This is a genomic window from Campylobacter taeniopygiae, from assembly GCF_005406225.1.
Taxonomy (GTDB): domain Bacteria; phylum Campylobacterota; class Campylobacteria; order Campylobacterales; family Campylobacteraceae; genus Campylobacter_D; species Campylobacter_D taeniopygiae.
This window is the reverse complement of sequence record NZ_NXLY01000017.1, coordinates 1-22,559: the sequence shown is the minus strand read 5'-3', so window position 1 is coordinate 22,559 and position 22,559 is coordinate 1. Positions and strand designations below refer to the sequence as shown.

At 28.1% G+C, this 22,559-nt stretch carries 20 protein-coding genes; 7 read left to right on the top strand and 13 right to left on the bottom strand.

All coding sequences use genetic code 11. The features are described 5' to 3' along the window. Positions 1–120: 120 nt before the first annotated feature. The gene (locus CQA75_RS07785) at positions 121–330 is read left to right on the top strand and encodes a hypothetical protein (RefSeq protein ID WP_137624425.1); all 210 of its coding nucleotides are present in this window, start codon (positions 121–123) and stop codon (positions 328–330) included. Here the strand turns inward: CQA75_RS07785 and CQA75_RS07780 are convergent. The 6 genes from CQA75_RS07780 to hemB all read right to left on the bottom strand — a co-directional run bounded on the left by CQA75_RS07780 (position 327) and on the right by hemB (position 5,902). After that, positions 327–1,055 carry a DUF5416 domain-containing protein gene (locus tag CQA75_RS07780; RefSeq protein WP_246023796.1) on the bottom strand — a complete coding sequence of 243 codons (729 nt, stop codon included), beginning with the start codon at positions 1,053–1,055 and terminating at the stop codon, positions 327–329. The two genes, CQA75_RS07785 and CQA75_RS07780, sit on opposite strands and share 4 nt — an antisense overlap. Next, positions 1,052–2,317 carry a (Fe-S)-binding protein gene (locus CQA75_RS07775; protein WP_137624423.1) on the bottom strand — a complete coding sequence of 422 codons (1,266 nt, stop codon included), beginning with the start codon at positions 2,315–2,317 and terminating at the stop codon, positions 1,052–1,054. The genes CQA75_RS07780 and CQA75_RS07775 overlap by 4 nt, the downstream gene beginning before the upstream one ends. Beyond that, on the bottom strand, positions 2,314–3,669 hold the full coding sequence (gene hemN / locus CQA75_RS07770) for an oxygen-independent coproporphyrinogen III oxidase (RefSeq protein ID WP_137624422.1): 1,356 nt from the start codon (positions 3,667–3,669) through the stop codon (positions 2,314–2,316). The genes CQA75_RS07775 and hemN overlap by 4 nt, the downstream gene beginning before the upstream one ends. Next, positions 3,656–4,147: a DUF2603 domain-containing protein gene (locus tag CQA75_RS07765; RefSeq protein WP_137624421.1), complete on the bottom strand. Its 492-nt coding sequence runs from the start codon at positions 4,145–4,147 to the stop codon at positions 3,656–3,658. The genes hemN and CQA75_RS07765 overlap by 14 nt, the downstream gene beginning before the upstream one ends. Positions 4,148–4,160: 13 nt before the next feature. Then, complete coding sequence (locus CQA75_RS07760) at positions 4,161–4,796, bottom strand: hypothetical protein (RefSeq protein ID WP_137624420.1); 636 nt, start codon at positions 4,794–4,796, stop codon at positions 4,161–4,163. Between the two features lie 116 nt (positions 4,797–4,912). Next, complete coding sequence (hemB, locus tag CQA75_RS07755) at positions 4,913–5,902, bottom strand: porphobilinogen synthase (protein ID WP_137624419.1); 990 nt, start codon at positions 5,900–5,902, stop codon at positions 4,913–4,915. Between the two features lie 66 nt (positions 5,903–5,968). Here hemB and ribA point away from each other — a divergent pair, with 66 nt between their 5' ends. Together ribA and rsmG are read left to right on the top strand one after the other, a co-directional pair. Continuing rightward, positions 5,969–6,529, top strand: a complete 561-nt coding sequence (gene ribA, locus CQA75_RS07750; RefSeq protein ID WP_137624418.1) for a GTP cyclohydrolase II — start codon at positions 5,969–5,971, stop codon at positions 6,527–6,529. A 2-nt stretch (positions 6,530–6,531) separates the two neighbouring features. After that, a complete protein-coding gene (gene rsmG, locus CQA75_RS07745; RefSeq protein WP_407920028.1) occupies positions 6,532–7,104 on the top strand; it encodes a 16S rRNA (guanine(527)-N(7))-methyltransferase RsmG in 573 nt (190 codons plus the stop codon). Positions 7,105–7,119: 15 nt separating this feature from the next. Here the strand turns inward: rsmG and CQA75_RS07740 are convergent, their stop codons facing one another. Then, positions 7,120–7,692 (bottom strand): hypothetical protein, encoded by a 573-nt coding sequence (locus tag CQA75_RS07740; RefSeq protein WP_137624416.1) that lies wholly within the window; start codon positions 7,690–7,692, stop codon positions 7,120–7,122. A 90-nt stretch (positions 7,693–7,782) separates the two neighbouring features. Continuing rightward, positions 7,783–8,871 carry a YeiH family protein gene (locus CQA75_RS07735; RefSeq protein WP_137624415.1) on the bottom strand — a complete coding sequence of 363 codons (1,089 nt, stop codon included), beginning with the start codon at positions 8,869–8,871 and terminating at the stop codon, positions 7,783–7,785. 150 nt (positions 8,872–9,021) lie between these two features. Here CQA75_RS07735 and CQA75_RS07730 point away from each other — a divergent pair, with 150 nt between their 5' ends. Then, the gene (locus CQA75_RS07730) at positions 9,022–9,915 is read left to right on the top strand and encodes a LysR substrate-binding domain-containing protein (RefSeq protein ID WP_137624438.1); all 894 of its coding nucleotides are present in this window, start codon (positions 9,022–9,024) and stop codon (positions 9,913–9,915) included. A gap of 76 nt (positions 9,916–9,991) precedes the next feature. Continuing rightward, positions 9,992–11,857, top strand: a complete 1,866-nt coding sequence (gene rpoD / locus CQA75_RS07725) for an RNA polymerase sigma factor RpoD (RefSeq protein ID WP_137624414.1) — start codon at positions 9,992–9,994, stop codon at positions 11,855–11,857. A gap of 23 nt (positions 11,858–11,880) precedes the next feature. Here the strand turns inward: rpoD and CQA75_RS07720 are convergent, their stop codons facing one another. Beyond that, positions 11,881–12,399: a rhomboid family intramembrane serine protease gene (locus tag CQA75_RS07720; RefSeq protein ID WP_137624413.1), complete on the bottom strand. Its 519-nt coding sequence runs from the start codon at positions 12,397–12,399 to the stop codon at positions 11,881–11,883. Between the two features lie 102 nt (positions 12,400–12,501). Between CQA75_RS07720 and CQA75_RS07715 the strand changes: the two genes are divergently transcribed. After that, a complete protein-coding gene (locus CQA75_RS07715; protein ID WP_137624412.1) occupies positions 12,502–12,918 on the top strand; it encodes a PepSY-like domain-containing protein in 417 nt (138 codons plus the stop codon). Positions 12,919–12,952: 34 nt separating this feature from the next. Here the strand turns inward: CQA75_RS07715 and ccsA are convergent, their stop codons facing one another. Genes ccsA through CQA75_RS07695 form a run of 4 tightly spaced genes read right to left on the bottom strand, consistent with a single transcriptional unit; the run spans position 12,953 to position 20,355 of the window. Beyond that, a complete protein-coding gene (gene ccsA / locus CQA75_RS07710) occupies positions 12,953–15,655 on the bottom strand; it encodes a cytochrome c biogenesis protein (protein ID WP_137624411.1) in 2,703 nt (900 codons plus the stop codon). After that, a complete protein-coding gene (locus CQA75_RS07705) occupies positions 15,648–16,235 on the bottom strand; it encodes a SoxW family protein (RefSeq protein ID WP_137624410.1) in 588 nt (195 codons plus the stop codon). Before CQA75_RS07705 ends, ccsA begins: the two co-directional genes overlap by 8 nt. Positions 16,236–16,277: 42 nt before the next feature. Then, on the bottom strand, positions 16,278–18,341 hold the full coding sequence (locus CQA75_RS07700; RefSeq protein ID WP_137624409.1) for a rhodanese-like domain-containing protein: 2,064 nt from the start codon (positions 18,339–18,341) through the stop codon (positions 16,278–16,280). Between the two features lie 43 nt (positions 18,342–18,384). Beyond that, a complete protein-coding gene (locus tag CQA75_RS07695; protein ID WP_137624408.1) occupies positions 18,385–20,355 on the bottom strand; it encodes a cytochrome c3 family protein in 1,971 nt (656 codons plus the stop codon). Between the two features lie 368 nt (positions 20,356–20,723). Here CQA75_RS07695 and CQA75_RS09350 point away from each other — a divergent pair, with 368 nt between their 5' ends. Next, on the top strand, positions 20,724–22,235 hold the full coding sequence (locus tag CQA75_RS09350) for a Cj0814 family flagellar-dependent secreted protein (RefSeq protein WP_212741799.1): 1,512 nt from the start codon (positions 20,724–20,726) through the stop codon (positions 22,233–22,235). Positions 22,236–22,559: the final 324 nt, after the last annotated feature.

The following is a 22,559-nucleotide window of genomic DNA, read 5'->3' as shown; positions in this document are numbered from 1 at the left end:
GATTAAAATAATTATATAATAGTCAATTCTTAATTTTAAATAAAATTATTTATTTTTTACAAAAAATCATTTTTTTTTAAGAAAAATGTTATAGTATTACACACAAGAAAAGGAGTAAAGATGCAGCATTTATTATTTGTATTTTTAATTATTGTATTTTTATTTGCAATTTTTATTATTATTATGCGTTATGAAAGAAAAATCAAACTCTTAAATCAAAATATTCAAAATGCAAAAGAAGATATTGCAGAACTCAAGGAAATTGCAAAGAAAAATAGAACTTTAATTGAAAAAAATCGCTCAAATATAGAAAATATCACTAATAATTAAACAAAAGAAACACTTAGCTTATAAATTACACTACGATTAAATGTCAAGGAAAAAGTTTTGTGGCTACTTTTTTCGTTTTTATTTTTATAAACAAAACTCTTTAAAAAACGAAATAAAGAAACGCTTGACATTTTTCCTTGCAAAATCACATACATAGTGTTTAGAGAAATCCCATATTTGTAGCTTGCACCGCTTGGAAAAGCTTCAAGATCAAAATTTAAACTATCATAAGAGCTATCATAATCCATAATCTCAAGCTTAACAAAACTAACTTCCATTTCTTCAAATTCTATATTTTTAAAAATTTCAAGCTTATCTTCTTTGGAAATCTCTATAATATCACTTTGAATATCATCTTCACTTTTAATAATAAAATTAGCATTCTCAAAAATTCTAGAAAATGATTTTATAATTTGAAATTTTTGACTTGATTTTTCAATTACATTTTCTTTAGGCTCAATTTTAATTTCATCTTTGCTTTCTTCTTTTTCGAAAAAATTCTCCACGATAATAATATCTTCGCCGACATTCACTTCTAAATGTTTTATAATCTCATCAAAAGAAAAGCTTTCATCACTAAATTCCAAAACGCTGATATTTTTAGTAATAAAATCTACCCCATCCCTATTAGGAATTTTATCCTTAATCACAAATGCTTCATTGCAAAAGCCGGATTTTTCAATCTCATATTCATTACTTTTTCCCGTAAAAACAATTTTCATTATAAAACCTCAGCAATAAGTTCTAATGGATGTGCAAAAACCACTTTACTTGATTTTTGCTCCAAATTATTAGAAATCTGCATCCTACAAGCTGAACATTCAGCACTTATAAAATGTGCCATGGTTTGATTGATCATTTCTACTTTTTTTTCACCCACGCTTAAAGTTTTATCATAATGCTTTGTTTGCATACTTATTCCACCAAAGCCACAACAAGTATTAGAATCTTGCATTTCTATATAAGCATAATTAGCTTTTAATAATTCCCTTGGCTCTTTAAAAACTCCTTGCACTCTTCTTGCATGACAAGGATCGTGATAAGTAATGCTGTATTTTTTTTGCTTTTTATTCTTTAAGAGTTCTTTTAAAGAGGTAAATTGATATAGATATTGACTTGCTATATAAATTTTAGAAGAAATTTTTTTAGCACGATTTGCCCATTCTTGTTCATTTTGCATCATAAAAAAACGTTCATAATCAATTTTTAGCATAGCAGAACAAGTAGCTTCAGGGATAATTATCGCATCAAGTTTTTGCAATTTTTCCTCAAAATATTCTATATTTTTTTTAGCTAAAATTTCAACACTTTTAAAATCTCCGGAAAAAAAATGCGCCACCCCACAACAAGCTTGTTTTTTCATCAAATCAACATTGATTTTTAATTCTTTTAAAATTTTTAATGTAGAAAAACCTGTTTGTGTGTAACAATAATTCGTCAAACAACCCACATACAAACCTATGGTTTTACTTCCACCATTGTCTATAAAATCAGGATTTGAATTTAAAAAACTTTTTTTATTAAAACTTGATAAAAATCGACCTTTTTTCACAAAAGGCATTGAAAATTTAGCCCTCATACCTAAATTTTTTTCAAAATCTTTATTTTGAATATGAAAGGCACAGCTTTGAAATATATAGCCTAATTTTGCCAATATATCAAGCCATTTTCGATTTTTCAAGCATGAAAGTATGATTTTTTTATACCAAGGCATACCGAGTTCTTTTACTAGTTCAAAACGCATTTTTTCTATAGCATTATCCACGCTTAATTTACTAGGACAAATCTCCACGCAATAATTGCATAAAAAACAAGACTCAAAAACACTTTCAAGTTCTTTATTAGGCTGTAATTTTCCTTCCTTATACATTGCTATGAGATCTAAAAAACCTCTAGGGCTTGTAACCTCATCATGATTGATATCATAAATAGTACAATTAGGTATGCATTTACCACATTTTACGCAAAGATCTGAAACATAATTCATACTGTTTTAGAAAAAACTTTCTTTTCTTCACTGATATTTTTCATATAAGCATCAAAACACATAGCGATATTGCGTATCAATAAAACACCCGTTTCATTAACTTTAATATCGTTTTCGCTTATATTTAAAAAATCTTCATATTCTTTTAAAGCTTTCAAATCTTCTTTAAAATACTCTTTAAAATTTATCTTAAATTCTTCTTCGGCTTTTTTAATATCAAGCTTAAAATTAGCCATTAAATTCATAATCACATATTTTCTAAGCTCATCGTCAAAATTCAATTTCACACCTCTTTCAAAAGGCAATCTTCCTTCATCAATAGCCCTTTCATAGCTTAGCATATCTTTAAAATTTTGCGCATAATGCTTTTTTCCCTCACCGATACTAGTAAGCCCTATACCGATCAAATCCGCACCACCTTTGGTAGTATAGCCTTGAAAATTTCTATGCAAAGTGCCATTTTCTAAAGCTTTAAAAAGCTCGTCATTTTCTTTAGCAAAATGATCCATTCCTATCATTTTATAGCCATTTTGACTTAAAAATTTTTCACAAAATTCTAAAATTTGAAGTTTTATATCTGGACTTGGCAAAGTGTTTTCATCAAATTTTCTCATATTTTTCTTAAGCCAAGGCACATGGGCATAATTAAAAATTGCCAAACGATCTGGATTTAAAATCAAGATTTTTTCTAAAGTTTGAGTAAAACTTTCTAAAGTTTGATAAGGTAAGCCATAAATTAAATCCATATTAACAGATTTTATGCCTCTATCTCTTACTAATTTTAAAGCATTTTTAGTCAAATCAAAGGGTTGAATTCTATGAATTTCTTTTTGCACCCTCTCGTCAAAATCTTGTACTCCAAAACTAATACGGTTAAAACCATATTTAGTTAAAATATCAGCTTGTTCTTCATTTAAAAAACGAGGATCAATCTCGCAGCTAATTTCAGCATCTAAAGCAAAATTTTCAAACACAGTTTTAATTTTTAAAATAAGTTTTTCAAGTTGTTTAGCACTAAAAAAAGTAGGAGTTCCTCCGCCAAAATGCATTTGCACTACTTCTTTTTTTGTATTGATTATAGAGCTTAAAATATCAAGCTCTTTAAGGATATAATTTAAATATCTTTCTTTACTTTCCTCTTTTGCAGTATAAATCACATTGCATCCACAAAAATAACAAGCACTTCTGCAAAAAGGCAAATGAAAATAAAGCGATAAAGATCTATTTTGTTGTTTTAAAATTTCTAAATACTCTTCATATTTAAAATCGGTATTAAATTCCACAGCCGTAGGATAAGATGTGTAACGAGGCCCTGCTTTGGAATATTTTATAAAAGCTTTATAATTTCTCATTATTTTTTACCCTTTCAACCATAGCTTCCATATCCATAAATAAATTAGGATGCTCTTTTTTAATATCCACAATAAGCTTTTCTAAATCTATATTAAATTCCATCAAGCCTTCTTTAACACGCTTTTTAATTTCATCCATAGCAACCACCCACGCATCATTAAAATCTATAGGAATTTGCTGATAAATTGCCTTTTCTAATTTTAATTCAAAATTTTCCTTTTGAGTTTGCTTTAAACTTTCTAAAATATTTTTCAAACTACTCAAAGAAATCATGGTATGGATTTCATCATTTTCATCCACTATAAACCAAGGCTCAGGAGAATCAAAATTACCATTTTTAAGCACCAAACAAGCTTCATTTTCTTTGCTTGACTGTCTCATTTCAAAAATAGCTCTATCTTCTTTCTTCATACCCAAATTTTGACTAAATTCATCGATACGTTTTAAACAAGTGCTGTATTTTTCAAGCTCTTTCATCAAAAAACTCCTTTTATTTTTCTTCTTTAACTTGTAAAATCAATTTTTCTTCTATAAATTTTTTATTTTTAGCAGTATTTGGCAAAAGACAAAGTATTATATCGTTTTTATCTCCATTTGTTTTTTGAAGATATATCATTTGATGTGGAAATATTGGTCCGCGTCGAAAATTCATAAGAGCTTTATCTATATAAAGAGTAAACTTCTTATTTTCAAAAAAATATTCTTCGCCAAAAGCCCTAACCAAAAAACCATCTTCATTTTGCACAATACTATCGCCAAATACACAAATTAAAATCGGTAAAAAAATACATGAAAGTATTGCCCATAAAAAAAATAAAATATATGCTGTAGAGAAAAAATCAAACAAATCTCTAGATGAAATTATAGACAACCAACCTAATTTTTTAAGTATAAAAAATAAAACTATTAAACAAATTATAATCACAATATAACAAAGTATAAATCGTTGCGAATAATTATTACTTTTAAATAAAGGATTTTCAATATAAATATACTGCTTATTCTTCTTAAAAGCATTTTCAAATCTCTTAGCAAAATCAAAAATTCTTACTACCTTATATAAAGTCCAATATAAGTAAGCAAGCAATATATACATCATAATATTAAACAACAATGATAAATCCATAAATTCTATCTCCCTTTAAGGTAAATCAATTGCAATAAAAATCATTCTTACTTAAAAAATATAATTAAGTGTTTTTTATTTTACTAATTTAATAAAAAATCATATCTTTTATTAAATTATAATTTTACCTCATTTTTTAACATTATAGCCAATTCTTTAGCATGATAAGTAATAATGAGTTTTGCACCTGCTCTTTTAAACGCTATCATTGTCTCGTATAATAGTTTTTCATAATCAATCACGCCTGCTTTTTCCGCGGCCTTTAACATGGCATACTCACCGCTAACATTATAAACACATAAAGGCAAATTTGAATGAAGTGAGATTTCTTTTACCACATCAAGATAAGCAAGAGCTGGTTTAACCATTAAAATATCAGCTCCTTGTTTTTCATCTTCTAAACTTTCCTCCAAAGCTTCTTTAGCATTAGCAAAATCCATTTGGTAACTTTTTCTATCGCCATAACTAGGAGCTGATTCTGCTACATCGCGAAATGGTCCATAATAGCTTGAAGCAAATTTAGTAGAATACGCCATTATAGGTAAATTTTCAAAGCCTCCTTGATCGAGTGCTTGACGCAAGGTTTCGATAATACCATCCATCATTCCACTTGGTGCTATCATATCAACCCCTGCTCTAGCATGAACTAAGGCTTGTTTAGCTGAAATTTTTAAAGTTGCGTCATTATCCACGCTTTTGGTTTTTGCGTTGATAATACCGCAATGCCCGTGATCTGTATATTCACAAAAACAAAGATCGCTGATAACAAAAAGATTGGGAAATTCTTTTTTAATTTCTCTTATACTTCGCGCAATAAGCCCCTCATCATCAAGTGCATCACTTCCACAACTATCTTTCTTATCATTTTCAAGAACTCCAAAAAGTATAATCGCTTTTATACCAAGATCAACAATGATTTTGCATTCTTTTAAAATTTCATCCAAACTCATTTGAAAAACATCTGGCATAGATGAAATTTCTTTTTTTATACCCTCGCCATTAACAACAAAAAGAGGATAAATCAAATCATTGATATTTAAAGAATTTTCTCTTACCATTGATCTTAAATTTTCATTCATTCTAAGTCTTCTAAAGCGTTTAAACATTTTTTGTCCTTTTTATGTTAGAATTGTTATAAAATTTTAACATAAATTTATTCATGAAAGTGACCAATGACTATAAAAATTTCAGAAATAGCAAATTTGCCTAGCAAATGGGGAAATTTTAAAATACAAAGCTTTAAAGAAAACGATAAAGAGCATCTATGTATTTTTAAAGACAAACCAAAAGATATATTAAATCTTAGAATTCATTCAGAATGTTTAACAGGAGATGCTTTAGGAAGCTTAAAATGTGATTGTGGGGAGCAATTAGAATTCTCTTTAAAATACATTGAGCAAAATGGAGGTATGATTATATATCTTAGACAAGAAGGCAGAGGTATAGGGCTTTTCAATAAAGTCAATGCTTATGCCCTCCAAGATAAAGGCTTAAATACTATAGAGGCTAATCATCAACTTGGCTTTAAAGCCGATGAAAGAACTTATGAAATAGTAGATTTTATACTCAAACACTATAAAATTTCTAAGATCAATTTACTTACAAATAATCCAGAAAAATTAGAAAGCTTAAAAGATAAAATTTTAGTACGAGTACCCGTGCTTATCAATCCAAACCGCTTTAATAAAAATTATTTAGATATTAAGCAATCACAAATGGGACATTTGCTTTGAATTTGGATTTTTTATACTCTATTTTAGAAAATTTCAATCAAAAAGATTTTGAGGAAAAGGTAAAAATTTATCAAGAAAATTTGATCAAATTTAATAAAATTCACAATCTCACTCAAATTAAAAATATCGAAGAAAATATTATAGACAGCATAAAAATTCTTAGTTTTTTTGATTTTTCTAAAGTGAAAAATATAGCTGATATAGGTAGCGGGGCGGGATTTCCTGCTATTTTTTTAGCCTTTTTACTTGAAAGCAATTTCTATCTTTTTGAACCAAATCCTAAAAAAGCCGCTTTTTTAAGAACAATAAAAATAGAATGTGAATTATCTAATCTAAATATTTACAAAGAAAAAGCACAGGAAAATAAAAATAATATTAAAGCCGATGTTATTACTTCTAGAGCTTTAATGGATGTAAAACCTTTAATTCAAATTTGTAAAGATTTAAGCTCTGAAAAAACGACATTTATTTTATGGAAAGGTAGTGAAATTTATAAGGAATTAGAGGGTTTAGAAAATAAAAATTATCAAATTTTTGAAAGCGGATTTAGAAAATACTGCATTTTAAGTAGCTAAAAAGCTACTTAAAAATTATTTTACTATATCTGCACTAAAAGTAAGATCAACTAAAGGCCAAGAAATTCCTCCGTGACCAGGAGCCGCATCACTTAAAGCTTTTAAAGCTTCTGAACTGTTTTTAAATGCGTGTAAATCAAGTTGTCCTTTGGCAACAAATTTATCATTGTCTATAGTATAACTTAGAGGAACTATTATACTTTTTTTATTCATAGTAATTTTTGCAGAAATAAGACCTTTGTTATCTCCTGCGATCACATCTTGAAACATAACTTTAATATCGGATTTATTTAAGAATTTTGGGAAAAATACCTTAGTGATATTGTGAGTGATCACATCATTTCCTTCACCCATAAAAGCACTACTTGGTTTAATAACAGCTTTTGCACCTTTTAAATAGCCTACTAAATCTTTAGCTTTTTTAGAGAATTTATATTTTACATCTTTAAATTCTCCGCTTACTCCGATCATATCTTTAGTTTTATAACCTTCAAAATCAACTTTTAAACTATCTTGCTTAAAAGAGAATGCGCTCAAATTTGAAGCAAGCAATAAAGAAACCGCTGCACTGATCAAAATCTTTTTCATTTTGTTTCCTTTTTAATGAATTTTTTAAAATGACTTTAAATTATAATACATATTTTTAAATGAAAAATATTTTCTTTTAAAAATATTTCACTACCAAAGAATTCCTTTAAATAATAGAGTTAAAAAATACCCTCCTATTAATAACGTTATTCCTAAAAATAAAGCCAATCCAAAAACTCTTGCGCCACTTTTTAAAAACTTTTTAAAATCTATTTGTAAGCCCAAAGCCGCCATAGCAAATACAATACAAATAGTACAAAGATTTCTTCCAATACTCACTATAGTGTTAGTATCAATACCTAAAAAAGTTTCTCTACTTGCTAAAAAGGTATTAAAGACTATCATTCCTAAAAAAGCAAAAGCAAAATAAGGTATAGTAAGGGTTTTAGCAGTCTTTCCATGGCTTGAATGCTGATTTTTAGCAACAAAATAAGTTACTATAAGCAAAAATGGCACAAGTAAAATAACTCTCATCATTTTAATAATAATTGCAATATTTGCAGCTTTTTGATCAAAATTTGCCATATCCTTTGCCATGTCTGCAGCTCCAGCGACATTAGCTACCTCATGCAAAATTGCTCCCATATAAACCCCCATAGCATTTTGATCAAAGCCAGGAATAAGATCGAAAGCAAAGCCAAATGGACATAAAAACATGAAAATAAGTCCAAAAATAACCACTGTTCCTACTGCCAAAATTCCTTTAAAAGGATCACTTTTTAAACTTGATTCTAAAGCCAATACAGCCGCTGCACCACAAATAGCGCTACCAGCACCTACAAGCATAGAGGTTTCTTTATCGAGTCTGAATATTTTTGTTCCAACAATTACAGAAGTAATAAAAATAGAAGACACAACAATAGCAGAAAGAATAAATCCATTAAAACCCACGCTTAAAAGTTCGGTTAATGTGATATTAAAACCATATAAAACTATACCTAGTCTTAAAAGCTTTTTAGCACTAAAATGAACTCCAGCTTGAAAAGTGTGTTGATATTTAAAAAACCATGGAGAAAGTAAAACTCCAATAATAATAGCAAATGCCGTAGCTGCAAGATGCGTCGCATCTTTGATACTTTGGATATTTGAAAGATACATAGAGCAAACTACAATACATGCAGTAAAAATCAAGCCCTTAGTATTAGATTTGATTATATTTTTAATATGTTTTGTATTCATTATATTTCCTTTCTAAAAAATTATAAAATATTATTTTTTAATATTTTTATTGAAATTATAATTATTTTTGTAATATAATAAAAATATATTATTTTAATTTTTATGATAAAATATTTTAATGAAAACTAAGGCAAGGTTAAATTAATGACTATGAAAATTAAAGATATGGAAATTTTTTTAGATCTTTTAAATACAAAAAGTCCTACCTATACAGCCAACAACTTTGGTGTAACGCAATCGAGTATTTCAATTATAATAAAAAATATTGAATATAGTCTAGGAGGGGTTTTATTTGAAAGATTGGGCAAAAAGTTATTGCCTACTCCTAAAGCTTTATTTTTGGGAAAAATTTGGATGAAATTAGTGCAAGAATATCATAGAAGTTTAAAAGATTTGCACGATGAAAATATACTTTTAGGAGATATAAAAATTGCAGCTACTCAAAGTATTGTTGAGCATTTTCTTGGTCCTATTTTGTTTGAATTTAAGTCAAATTATCCACAAATTAAAATTCATTTTCAAACAGAAAATTCGAAAGAATGTCTTAATTTGTTAAAAAATGGCCATATAGAATTTGCCTTAATTGAAACAGAATTAAACCCAACTTTATTAGAATATGAAGATTTGGATATGCAACTTTGGAAAAAGGATGAACTCATTGTTGCAAGTAGCGATAAAACACTCAGTAAAAAAGAATTTTTTATTGATGAGTTATTAGATGAAAAATGGATTCTAAGAGAAATGGGATCTGGACTTAGGGATAAATTTTTAAATGAAATTGGTTCCACTGCTAAAAAATTAAAAATATTTTTAGAGATTGATAGAATGACTGCTATTAAAGAAATTGTTTTACAAAAAAAAGCAATTTCTGTTTTTTCAAAAAAAAGCATAGAAAGAGAATTGGAAAATAAAATTTTATATGAAGTAAAAATCAAAAATATCAATTTTGAACGTAAATTTTATACCTTAAAAAGAAAAAATTATAACTTCAATCGAGCCTTAGAAAAATTTGAATTTTTTCTCAAAAATTATAAAATCAAATAAAAAAATTATAAAAAAGTTAAGCATTTTTATGATAAAATCAAAGGTTATAATTACAAAGTTTTAAGGAAAAATTCAGATGAATGCTAAAACTCAAAATTTAGAGCTTGAAGAATTATTTAAAGAAAACGAAGAAGACTACATCACCTATGAAAAACTAGTCAAATATCTAGACAAGCAACCTAATAGTGCCACCGTTAAAAAAATAACCGCTCTAATGAAAAAACATAAAGTGCAATTATTTTCAGCTGCAGAGATTGCACAAATGAAGAATATTGAAGACGCGAAAAGACTACAAGAAGAAAAACAAAAACTTCAAGATATTAGCCTTGAAAATGAATTTGACTTAGCTAATGAAAATGATTTACTTGAATGGAGTAGATCTGATTCTCCTGTACGTATGTATTTAAGAGAAATGGGTCAAATTGCACTTTTAAGTAAAGATGAAGAAGTTGAAATTTCAAAAAAAATTGAACTTGGTGAAGATATCATTATCGACGCTTTTTGCTCTGTTCCTTATCTTATAGATTTTATTTTAGATTATCGCGAACCTTTAATCAATAGAGAAAGAAGAGTAAAAGAACTCTTTAAAAGTTTTGACGATGAGGAAAAAAATGGAGACAAACTTGATGATATTGATGAAGAAGAATTAGAAAACGAAGAAGAATTAGAAAACGAAGAAGATACTCCTAAAAAAACAAATAAAAAAGAGGATGAAAGAACCTTAAAGGTTATAGAAAAATTCAAAGCATTAGAAAAAGCCAAAAAAGATTGGCTGAAAGTTTCCAAAGATAAAGAAAGTGGAGATGAACTTTTAGATAAATTAGGTATTGCGTTTAAGAAAAATATCTTAAAAGAAAAATTAATGGATCTAGGGCCAACTTCTAAATTAATCAGTGAAATAGTCAAGTCAATAGAAACGGCACTCAAAAGTGATGAAGAATTTGATAAAGAACTCAAACGCCTTGAATATCGCTTGCCTATGTTTTCAGAAGAATTAAAAAATCGTCATGCCGATATACTCAAAGATATCACAAAACTTAGCAAAGAAGAGATCACAGAAAGAGCACTTGAAGCGACTATGGTAAGCACTTACATGGAAATTAAAAAGCTTTTTCAAACAAAAGAAGCGAGTAAAAAAAGCTTTGATCTAGAAAAAGAACGCCTTAAAGAAATTTTAGAGCAAATCAAACGAGGTAAAAAAATATCAGATGAAGCAAAAACTAGAATGGCTAAATCAAATTTACGTTTAGTTGTCAGCATAGCAAAACGTTATACTAATCGCGGGTTGCCATTTTTAGATCTTATCCAAGAAGGCAATATAGGTCTTATGAAAGCTGTTGATAAGTTTGAATATAAACGAGGATATAAATTTTCAACCTATGCGACTTGGTGGATACGTCAAGCCATCTCAAGAGCGATCGCCGATCAAGCAAGAACAATAAGAATTCCTATTCATATGATAGAAACCATTAATCAAATCAATAAAATCATACGAGAACATTTACAAAAAGACGGCAAAGAGCCTGATGTAAATGTTATAGCTAAAGAAGTTGGTTTAAGCGTAGATAAGATAAAACAAGTTATAAAAATCACCAAAGAACCTATTTCCTTAGAAGCACCGATTGGCAGTGATGATGATGGCAAATTTGGAGACTTTGTAGAAGATAGAAATTCCCTTTCTCCTATAGATCATATACTCAAAGATGATTTAAAAGAACAAATAGATGAGGTTTTAGATCAGCTTAATGAAAGAGAAAAAACCGTTATTAGAATGCGTTTTGGTTTAATGGATGATGAAAGTGATAGAACCTTAGAAGAAATAGGAAAAGAACTCAATGTTACACGAGAAAGAGTGCGTCAAATAGAAAGTTCGGCTATAAAAAAATTAAAACACCCTAAAGTAGGTAGAAAATTAAAAAATTATATAGAAGGTTGGAAGTAAAAGTTTTAAGCTTTACTTCCAATTTAAGAGTATCTTTTTTTAATGCTTATTATTTTTGCCAAAGCAAAGCCACAAATAAAACCAAATATATGTCCATACCAAGCTATATTAATCCCCATAATCAAAGGGGCAAAACTCATAAGCAAGATGGCAATAATAATCCCCAAAGTGCTTTTTCTATCTAAAAAAGCAAAATAACCCATCAAAACACAAATTGCTCCACTAGCACCTATAAGATTAACATTAGAATCAAAAAAATAAATATATGCAACACTCAAAAGCGAACAAAACATACCACCGATAAAATAAACCAGTAAAAAATATATCTTTCCTAAATATTTTTCCAATACACTGCCAAATTGAAAAAGCACTATCATATTAAGTATAAGATGCGTTAATCCACCATGTAAAAACATAGAACTTAAAATTTGCCAATAATCGCCTTTAAAAAATAAAACATTGAGTCCAAATAGGCTATAATTGCTATAAGGCACAGTAAAATATACTATAATATTTAAAAAAATTAAAAATAAAGTGATCAAATTTAAAACCTTTATTGAAAAAATTGTAATATTTTCTTTAAATTCACATAAAATTCACATAAAATTAATTAAAATAATAAAATTATATTTTAGGAAATTAACTTGAAAATATTTTTTTTAATCTTTATTTGTATTTTTTTTACACACTTAAATGCTGATATTATCATATCCCCTGATAATCTACCTGATAATATTAAGACTTTTCTTAAAAAAAATTTTAATGTTCCTATAGGTATAGTTCAAAGAGATAGAAACTCCTATGAAGTTTATCTTAGCAATGGCTTAGAACTTGAGTTTGAATCCGATGGAACTTGGAAAGAAATAGAAAGCAAATTAGATCCTTTTGATTTTAATTTTCTCCCACCTAATATCATTGATATTATAAAAAATAAATTTCCAAACGTTAAGGCTAGAGAAATTGAAAGAAAGATTAATTACTATAAAATAAAACTCAGTAATGGGATAAAAATTTATATCGATTTTAATGGCACAATTTTACATAAAAATTTAGACTACTAAAATGAAGTGTTTTTAAACACCTCATTTTTTCATCTTAAATAGGGCTTTTTAATTTGTTTTTGAAAAAAGCTCCTACAATAAAAAATAAAGTAAAAAACACAAAGAAATATAAAAAAATTGGAATAGGCATAGGATCTCCAGCTGCATAAGAATGAAGTCCAGAAAGATAAAAATTCACTCCAAAATAAGTCATCAATATAGAATAAAATCCCAACACACTTGCCGTTGCAAAAACATAAGGATTGTTAAATACAGAAATAAATCTAAGATGTAAAATGATAGTATAAACAACGATAGAAATTAAAGCCCACGTTTCTTTAGAATCCCAGCCCCAATACCTTCCCCAGCTTTCATTAGCCCAAACTCCACCCAAAAAATTACCGATAGTCAATAAAGCAAGACCCAATATCATCGCCATTTCATTAATGCAATGCAAATTTAAAATACTTTGATCAACTTGTTTTCTTTTTTTATTTCTTAACATAAATAAAAGCAGAGTAAAAATTCCAAGTAAAAAACAAAGACCTAAAAAACCATAACTTGCAGTGATAATAGAAACATGGATATTTAACCAATAGGACTTCAATACAGGCACTAAATTTGTAATTTGAGGATCCATAAAACCAAGATGAGCAACAAATAAAGAAATTCCTGCCATAATGCTTGCTGTGCAAAATGCTAAAGGAGATTTTTTATAAAAAATCACACCAGAAAAAGCACAAGCAAAAGCGATATAAACCATACTTTCATAAGCATTACTCCAAGGTGCGTGATCACCAATATACCAACGAATGATCAAAGCAAGAGCGTGAATAATTACACTAAAGGAAATTAGCAAAAATAACACTCTTTTAAACCATTTTGATGTCTTTTTTAAACTTAAAATTTCATAAAAAAGAAGAATAAAAAACATACCGCCCAAGCAAATATAAACAAAAACAAGATTATTAAAAATATTATAGTGATTTAAAAATATCTCTAAATTAATTTTTGTTTTGGATGGAATAAGATTTTGAGCATAATATTTTTGAAAATCCTTAATTTTCTTTATATCTTCATCGGCTTTTGAAAAGTCCTTATTTGTTAAAGCTTGATCAAAATCAAAAAAATACCTTAAAAGTAAATTTTGTATATTCTCTATATCTTTTGACTCAAAAGGCATAGAAGTAGCTGGAGAATACCAAGTATATGTTTTTTGACTTGGATCTGGAAAAATTCTAAAAATTTTTCCACTATAAATATAATGAGCTATATTGATTTTTTCATCTAAGGATAAAATATCTTTATCAAATTGATTTCTTAAAACAGGCTTTTTACGATTCGCCTCTTCAACATAATTTGTAAGCTTGTAAAATTCTTTATCAAATACATCATTATAAGCTATATATTTTTCATTTTTATCCACCCCTAAAATCTCTTTAATCTGCGGAGTTTTTACGCTAATCATTTTTATATGTTGAAAATTTTGTGGATACATAGTCATGCCTAAAAAAATCTGATTATAATTTAATCCTAAAAAATTATTTTTCTTAATAATCTTATGGATATAATTCATTGCTACAGAATCCATAGGTTTAATTCTTCCATCAAAATCTTGAACCAATAAACTACCAAAAAGCAAAGAATGCTGCGAAGAATTATCCTTGATGCTTTGCACAAGTTTTAAGCTATCCCATTCGGCAAAAACCTTAGTATGTGCAATAAAAAGACAAAAAATCACCAAAATAAGATTTTTTTGATTTTTAAGATAATTTGAAAGTTTAGCAAATCTCGATCTTTTATCAAATAAAATCCAAACAAAACCACATATCAATAAAGCATAACCTATATAAGTTGGAATTTTTCCAGGATCTTTATTGACTGAAAAAATAGTTCCTTTTTCATCCTCATCATAAGAGCTTTGAAAAAATCTATATCCACCATAATCTAAAACATTATTCATAAAAATTTTATATTCAAAACTTTTATCTTTATCAATCACTTCAATATCCGAAGCGTAAGATGAAGGACTCATTGAACCTGCATAACGTTCTAAAATAAAATCTTTCAAATCAATCGAAAAAGGAAGCGTGATCTCTTCAGGACCCCAATTGAGTGCAAAAATTTCTCCTCCTAATCTAAAAGGCAATACATTTTCATTATTATAATTTGGCACGAGTAAAATTTCCTTAGAGTCTCCATTAAAAGAAATTTTCATCTTTATAACAGGACTACTCATCGCATCAGAAGCTTTTTCATAATCAAGTAATTTGAGATCTACTTTTTTATTTTCAATTAGAATTTCTTTTTGAAAACTATTTTTTAACAAAGGATTAAAATCAACTCCAAAAGACTGATATTCTCTAACTTTTCCATTATCATTGTAAAGCAATAAAGTTATAAATTCATCCCTAGTAACAACGATATTTGAACTTTGTCCTTCTCTAATATGCATACCGCCTTCTATCCCAAAATATCTCGTGATTCCAGCACCCAATAAAATAACTATAAAAGCACAATGCAATAATAAAGCGGCATATTTTTTTCTCTGAAAAAGTTTATGTATAAAAATAATACCTACAAGATTAATCAAAAGCAAAAGATGTAACAAGTCAAACCAAAAAGCATTATAAACCATCGCTTTAGCAGCATTTGTCCCAAAATCGTTTTCAATAAAAGTAGCAATCGCACAAGAAATTGCATAAATAGACAGTAAAACAAGACTCATCCAAAAAGAAAAAAAGATTTTTCTAAACATTTTTCTCCCTATAACTTAAAAATATTTTTTTCAAAAGTTCATTTTCATCTAATTCTTGATTTTGTTTATTTTTTAAAAGATCCATGGTTAAAATAAAACGTTTGGCACTGATAAAACCTGGATAGATAAATAAAATTTTTCCATCAGAATTAAAAAAAACTATAGTTGGAGTTGAGTCAATACCCAGTTTTTGAGAAAGCTCCATAGTGCTTATTTTTTCGCCTTGATAATCATGAATTTTTTGATAACTTATATTAATATAGTAAGAATTATAGTCACTACTAAGCATTTTTTGAATTTCTTCATTATTTTTTATTTCTTTTTTTAATCTTTCACAGTAAATACAGTTGTTAGCACTAAATATAATCAAAGTCGGTTTTTTAGAAAAAATAATTTCTTGATTATTTTTAAAAAAACTTGAGATTTCCTTATAAGAATTAATATCAAGATTGTTTGAAATTTCTATATTTTCTTGAGAAGATTGAGTTCCGTTAGAAATAATATTTTTATCTATTTTATCATCACCGCTACAAGCAAATAATACAAATAAATTTATAATTAAAATAATCTTTTTTAGCATTCCTTCCTTTCACAATCAAATAATTGCCTAAAAAATAGGCAATTATTTTAATAAATCAAATATAAAAGCATAGATCATCAAGAATAAAAACACCATGCCTGTAATAAGCATGAGATAACCGGCTAATTTAGCTATACCTTTATAAGAATCAAATCTAGATTTTTTCTCATACAAACTCTCGAGCTTTCCGCTTTCTTGCAATCGTTTATAATAAACATTTCTTTCATTTTTAACTTCACTCTCGCTTTGAGTTCCAGAAAAAATAACCATATCCATAGGAAAACGATCTGCTCTAAAGTGAGTATTGAAAAAATGGATTGCAAAAATAAACCCTGTTGCAAGTAGAGCTTCGTCAGAATGCACCAAAGAACAAAGATTGATCATCCATCCTGGTAAAAACAAACTAAAGAAAGTCGGGAACCATAAAACTAATCCTGAAAATCCTATTACAAACATACCCCAAAATACAGCCAAATAATCGAATTTTTCCCAATAGGTCCAACGATCAAATTGTGGTCTTTCTCCCATACCAAAAAACCATTTAAAATGCGCTTTTATATCTTTAAAATCTTGATAATTCGGCATTAAAGAGTCAGGGCCAAAAAGTGCTCTTAAAATTTTCATTTTATCAAGTTTTCCAGTTTTAGGATCACGCACTAAATCCCTTCTTTTCCAATTTACCACAATAATTTCTCCTATGTGAGAGAAAAATACAGCAAACATAACAATAGCACTTATATGATGTACAATTGTTGCACCAATTGGTCCACCCATAACATTAACCATGGTTTGAGCCCATGGAGCTGTATAAAATTTTTGTGGCAATCCTGAAAAAGCTAAACCAAGAAAACTAGCAGCCATAAAAAAATGCTGAATTTTGTGAAAAGTTGAAAAACGTTTAATTAAAATTTTATCACTATGTGCCTCTTCTTTTGCTTTTTTCCATTGAATTGGATTAAAAATTCTTGCCAAAATAAGCCTAATACTCCAAAGAAAAGTATGCAATCCAAAAAATACAAAAACTCCAATCACCAAAGCTGTCATAAAAACATAAGCTCCATGAAGCAATGGAAAATTCTTTCCGTCTGTATGATCTGCATGTGCAATAAAGTTTGAAAAATTTTCATTAGAATTTGGATGACATTGAGCACAAGTTTGAACACGATTTAAAGAAGATAAGGTTGAATTTAAATCATTAACTTTTAAAATATTATGCTTACCATGACAATCATAACAAGCAGCGATTTTAGGCGCATCACCTGGATTATTCAACACCATAGCTTTTCCGTGAAAAGTATCATGATATCGATCTTGTTTATCCTTGTGGCATTCTCCGCATTTAAAATCACTTCTTTGTTTTAAAGTCATAGTGCTAAACAATGCATTATTGCTATGGATATCATGACAAGTGGTACAAGTTGGAGTTTTTTTCTTTTTTCCATTTTCGTCAAGTGTTATTTGACTAAAATTTTGATGAATACTATGTTTAAACTCTTGATCTACATTTTTATGACAACTTGCACAATTTCGATTGATAAGTTCTAAATTTGTAGCATTACTATAGCGAATGATTTTTTTATCTTCACCTTTTCCATGACAATCTCTACAGCTTGGAATATCTCCAAAATACATTTTTGAGTGAATACTATCTTTAAAATCGGCCAAATTCTTAGCATTTTCCCATCTTTCTACTTGCTCTTTTTGAACTTTTCTACCAGATAACACCCAAGATTCTATACCATCAAGCATAACATAAACATGAGTATAACCTAACTTTTGACTTAGATTTGCAAGATTTGAGGCATTATAAGTAAAACGATTAGATCCATAAAATATTAAAGTAGTATTAAAATCACTTGGAAGTAAATTTTGCCAATTTTGGCTATCAACTAAAATAGCATTAGGGATAATCCCTGCCATCTCTCTTTCTTCTTTAGAATTTATATCAATAAAATATACATTTTTTTGATATAAAAATTTTTCAGCATCACTCATGCTAATAGGAGTTACGCCATCTAAAATACCAATTTTTATTTTCCCATCTGCATACAAACTGCCACAAAAACATAAAAAAAGAAATATGATTTTGATAAAATTTCGTTTCAAGCCTTTCTCCTTCGATTTTCGCCTAAAAAATAGGCGAAAAATTTTATTTTAAAATATTCTTGGCTTCTTGTATATAAACTAAAGCTTCATCAACGATCTTCTTAGAATAAACTGGTCCATGAACACCCCAAGATCCATCTTTTTGTATTTTATCTGCAATAGCTCTTGCTTGATTTGCCAAGGTAATTACACGAGATTTTTTCTCTACAGATAGCTTAGGATTTTCAGCCATAGCTCTATCGATTTCTTTTATACCTTTAAGAATATTTTCATATCCATCTTTTACAGGTTTTTGCCAACCAACAACTACATTATAAATTGTTTCTTGATCACTAAAATGAAGTTTTTTTGGCAAATTAGACTGAACTGCACTATGGCATCCACTAGCACCTGGCCCCATAAGATTTGGATCACTAAAACTTGTACGTCCGCAAGCCCACATAAGATCGAGGAAGAATCTTCCATCATCATCTCTAGCTACAGTCCAACCTGGAGTTTTTGGAGACCTTTCTTTACCTGCAGGCGGATTAAGAGTTTTTGCATTTTTATCTACTTTAATTTTCCAAATATGAGAAGCTCTAACATTATCAAATCCTCCTTTATCTGGATTTTGAATAGCTCCAAAATTTTCACAACTCATCATATTTGGCATATGGCAAGCTGTACAATTATCTTTAGAATGTACTCCACCTTGTTTAAAGAAACTTGCTTGAGTATCATGACAATCTGTGCAGGATTTTTTCAATCCTACTTTTGTATATCCATCTTTCCAATCATTATAAGTTACTTCATGCGGATCATGACAAGTGGCACATCTCATTCCTTTATCATAATGCGCTGAACTATACATTTGCGAACCTTCAGTTCCACAAGCTGGGCAACTTGATTTGAAAAACACATTAAAAGGCTTTCTAGGATTTTTCTTTGCATCTTCTTCATTGTAAGAAAATCTTTGATGGCATCTTTCACAATTTGAAGGCATACCAGCACCTCTAGCACCATAAAGATGAGCTCCAGCTCCATGACATTCTTCACAAGATATACCCTTAGAAATAGTATGTTTTCTAAGTTCTTTTGCATTTCCTAAAGCTTTATAAAATTCTTCTTTGCTTTTAAAGTCAAATTTAAAACTGTGACAAGTTTCGCAATAAGAACTTGCCGGTTGAAAGAGCATATTTTTACGATATTGAGCCGCATAAGAATTTGTTCCCCAAACTTGTGAACCATCACCACCAAATTGTTCCAAAGTGGTTGGAAAACCTGGAGAAAATTCTGCAATTTTTTTAGCCATTTCAGGAGTTAAAAATTCACTCCAAAGCCTTGAAAATTGATTTCCACCCGCAACAATTTTTCCAGTCATATTGCTAAGATTTCCATCTTCTACATGATAAGTTCCACGCACAAGCCACTTATCTATAAAACCATATTTTGTTCTAGGAGTTCCAATGATCACATATACGTCATCAGGATAAATTCCTTCAGGCAAAATTGTAGATTTTGAATTATACATAGGTTTTTTTAAATCATTTCCAACCTCTTCAAATTCATCAGGAAAACGGACAACTTTAGCATGACGAGATCTTTCCCAAGCTTTATATTGAGCTGGATGACACTCTCCACACTTTTTAGGTCCTACAAATTTATTTGGAAAATCTAAAAATGATTCCATTCCTAAGCGATAAGTAACTGAAGCATGAGCTAAATTATTTTGCTCGGCAAATGTTGGACCATTGGAAAATTCTACATATTCTTCCTCTCTATCACTAATAGCATATTTACCAATTATGCGTCCTTCTTTTTCGTATTTAAACATTGGGTGATTTTCTTTTAAATACTTAAAAAAAGAATCCTCCTGATGTACATAACCCTCAAGAGTTCTTGGTTTTGTATTGCCATCTTGTGCTGCTTGCCCCTGTATTAAAACATTAGGGTTTTCTGCACTACTTGCACTTAAACAAAATCCAACTCCAAGCAATAAACACAAAAAACTATTTTTAAAAATATTTTTTTTCATAATTTACACCTTGTGAAATTGTTTATTTATATAAATAATAAATTTTTTATATAATAAAATTTATTATTTATATTTTGTTAAATTTGTTTGTATTAAATTTATCTTAATTAAGTTTAATATTTAATAAATTTAATATTTTTATAATAAAAAATATTTTTACATCATTTTATAGAGAATATTTTTATAAAATATTAATCTAAATCAATAAAATATATTAAATAATTTATAAATATATTTATTTTAAGTATATTTTAAAATTGTAAGTAGTTTGCATTAACCTATAACATAAACTTCTCATCATTTCTACCGATATACAAGGTAGAAATGATAAAAATATTATCTACCACTATAACCAAAAAGGCAGTAAAATGATAAACAGTATAAATTCTTATTCAAATTATAATTACTATACAAATACTTTAAATTCTAAAAAGAACTCTAAAACAAATGATTCAGTAGATAATAATAAAGAAATAAACAATAACACAAATTTAAATAATAACAATAATATTTCAAACAATACCTCATTAAAACAAATAAATTCAAATTTAGTAAATGATAAATCTAAGGCTGTTAATAAAATACTAGGCTATGGTGTAGATGAAGATGGTTTTTTTACCAGTGATTTCAATGAAGCTGCAGGAATACCTAAAGATTATAAGATTTATGCTAAAGATATGGAAAGTTTTGTGAATTTTCAAGAAAATGATAATTTTTTATCTATGTATCATAAAATAGACATAGCTAAAGCCATAGGAAATGCTTACAAAGTTCTTTCACAACTTATGCCTCAAACCTCAAATTCAAGTCTTAGTGAAGAAGAATTAGCAAATATGCCTTATGCTTTTAGCGTCGATAAAAATTTAAATGTTACTAAAATTTACACTTTTGAAGAATATAATGAAGTTTTTAAGACAGTAAAGCAAGAAGGATATTTAACATTTAATACAATGAAAAATCTTGGTTTTGGTTATGGGGTAAAATTAATGCCTATTAATGCTGATAGTATTTTTAATAGTGATTATAACACATATATCGATAAAAGTGTATACAAACACTCTGATGGAAGTGTGGATAAAGGTGGAGTTTTAATGGCTTTTTTAAATAATACTAATATAGCCACTTCTTTTGGAGCAGCGTTTTTAAGAGGTGAAACTAACCTACTTGGAAAATTAATGAATATTGATGGAGGTATGAGTGAAGCAGAATTAAAAGATTTTCAAAATTTTATGAATGCTAATCATTTTAGAAATTCTGCATTGGAAAATACTGAAGCAGGAGATGATCGCTGGGATTTTATTAGCGAGCGATTCTCTATACAAATAAATATCAAAAGAAGTCAAAACATAGGCAATAGCGAATTAGCACAACAAGCTAAAGATTTTGCTAAAGAATACAATGAATTAATCAATTCTAATATAAGTTTAAATGAGTTTAAAACTAAATATTTAGATTTTAAAGAAAGATACAATGACTTTATAGAAAATTTAGAAGCAGAAGAAAAAGCTAAAGGAATTATCTATCATACTTTCCCTAACGGACAAAGCATTTCAAATAATAAAAATAAAAAAACACAAGATGACAATACTCAAAAACCTTTCAAACCCATCCAAGCAGAAAGTAAAAACAAAGAAACCTATAAAGATGATAATATAAGAAATGAACTCATAAAAAAACTTCTTGAAAACAAATTTGATTTAGCAAAAGAATTAGAAATTCTTTTTAATATAAAAATAGATAATGACAATACAAATAACAATTCTAATAGCAATGATAATTCTAATTCTAATGATAACAATTCCAACTCTAACACTAATCATCTTAGTAAATTAAGTTCTAAAGCTAAAACTAAACATAGAAGTGTGAATATTAAGGTTTAGAGGTTTGTTAAGTTTTTAGACACTCATTTATCTTTTATAAATAAATATTATTTCTTAACTATTAAAAAATAAACCATTATACGCTACTTTAAAAATAAGTAATTTTATACAATCTAGCTTAACAACCTAAAAACCAATTAAACCCCCCCCCACACACAAGTAAATATAAAAACCCTATATAGAAAAACAAATCAACCTATATAAACAACCAAACTAACAATAAAGATTAACTAAACTATTTTATATTTAAAAGATTAAATACTCTAAGAAGATTAAAATAAGAAGTAGAATAATTAACAAGTCCGCAATGAGCTACTTTCCCCC

Coding starts and splice junctions, on each gene's coding strand:
- CQA75_RS07740 (WP_137624416.1), bottom strand. CDS start 7,692: ATGAAAAAGATTTTGATCAGTGCAGCGGTTTCTTTATTGCTTGCTTCA.
- CQA75_RS07730 (WP_137624438.1), top strand. CDS start 9,022: ATGAAAATTAAAGATATGGAAATTTTTTTAGATCTTTTAAATACAAAA.
- hemN (WP_137624422.1), bottom strand. CDS start 3,669: ATGAGAAATTATAAAGCTTTTATAAAATATTCCAAAGCAGGGCCTCGT.
- ccsA (WP_137624411.1), bottom strand. CDS start 15,655: ATGTTTAGAAAAATCTTTTTTTCTTTTTGGATGAGTCTTGTTTTACTG.
- hemB (WP_137624419.1), bottom strand. CDS start 5,902: ATGTTTAAACGCTTTAGAAGACTTAGAATGAATGAAAATTTAAGATCA.
- ribA (WP_137624418.1), top strand. CDS start 5,969: ATGACTATAAAAATTTCAGAAATAGCAAATTTGCCTAGCAAATGGGGA.
- CQA75_RS07735 (WP_137624415.1), bottom strand. CDS start 8,871: ATGAATACAAAACATATTAAAAATATAATCAAATCTAATACTAAGGGC.
- CQA75_RS07775 (WP_137624423.1), bottom strand. CDS start 2,317: ATGAATTATGTTTCAGATCTTTGCGTAAAATGTGGTAAATGCATACCT.
- CQA75_RS07760 (WP_137624420.1), bottom strand. CDS start 4,796: ATGGATTTATCATTGTTGTTTAATATTATGATGTATATATTGCTTGCT.
- CQA75_RS07695 (WP_137624408.1), bottom strand. CDS start 20,355: ATGAAAAAAAATATTTTTAAAAATAGTTTTTTGTGTTTATTGCTTGGA.
- rpoD (WP_137624414.1), top strand. CDS start 9,992: ATGAATGCTAAAACTCAAAATTTAGAGCTTGAAGAATTATTTAAAGAA.
- CQA75_RS09350 (WP_212741799.1), top strand. CDS start 20,724: ATGATAAACAGTATAAATTCTTATTCAAATTATAATTACTATACAAAT.
- CQA75_RS07705 (WP_137624410.1), bottom strand. CDS start 16,235: ATGCTAAAAAAGATTATTTTAATTATAAATTTATTTGTATTATTTGCT.
- CQA75_RS07765 (WP_137624421.1), bottom strand. CDS start 4,147: ATGAAAGAGCTTGAAAAATACAGCACTTGTTTAAAACGTATCGATGAA.
- CQA75_RS07785 (WP_137624425.1), top strand. CDS start 121: ATGCAGCATTTATTATTTGTATTTTTAATTATTGTATTTTTATTTGCA.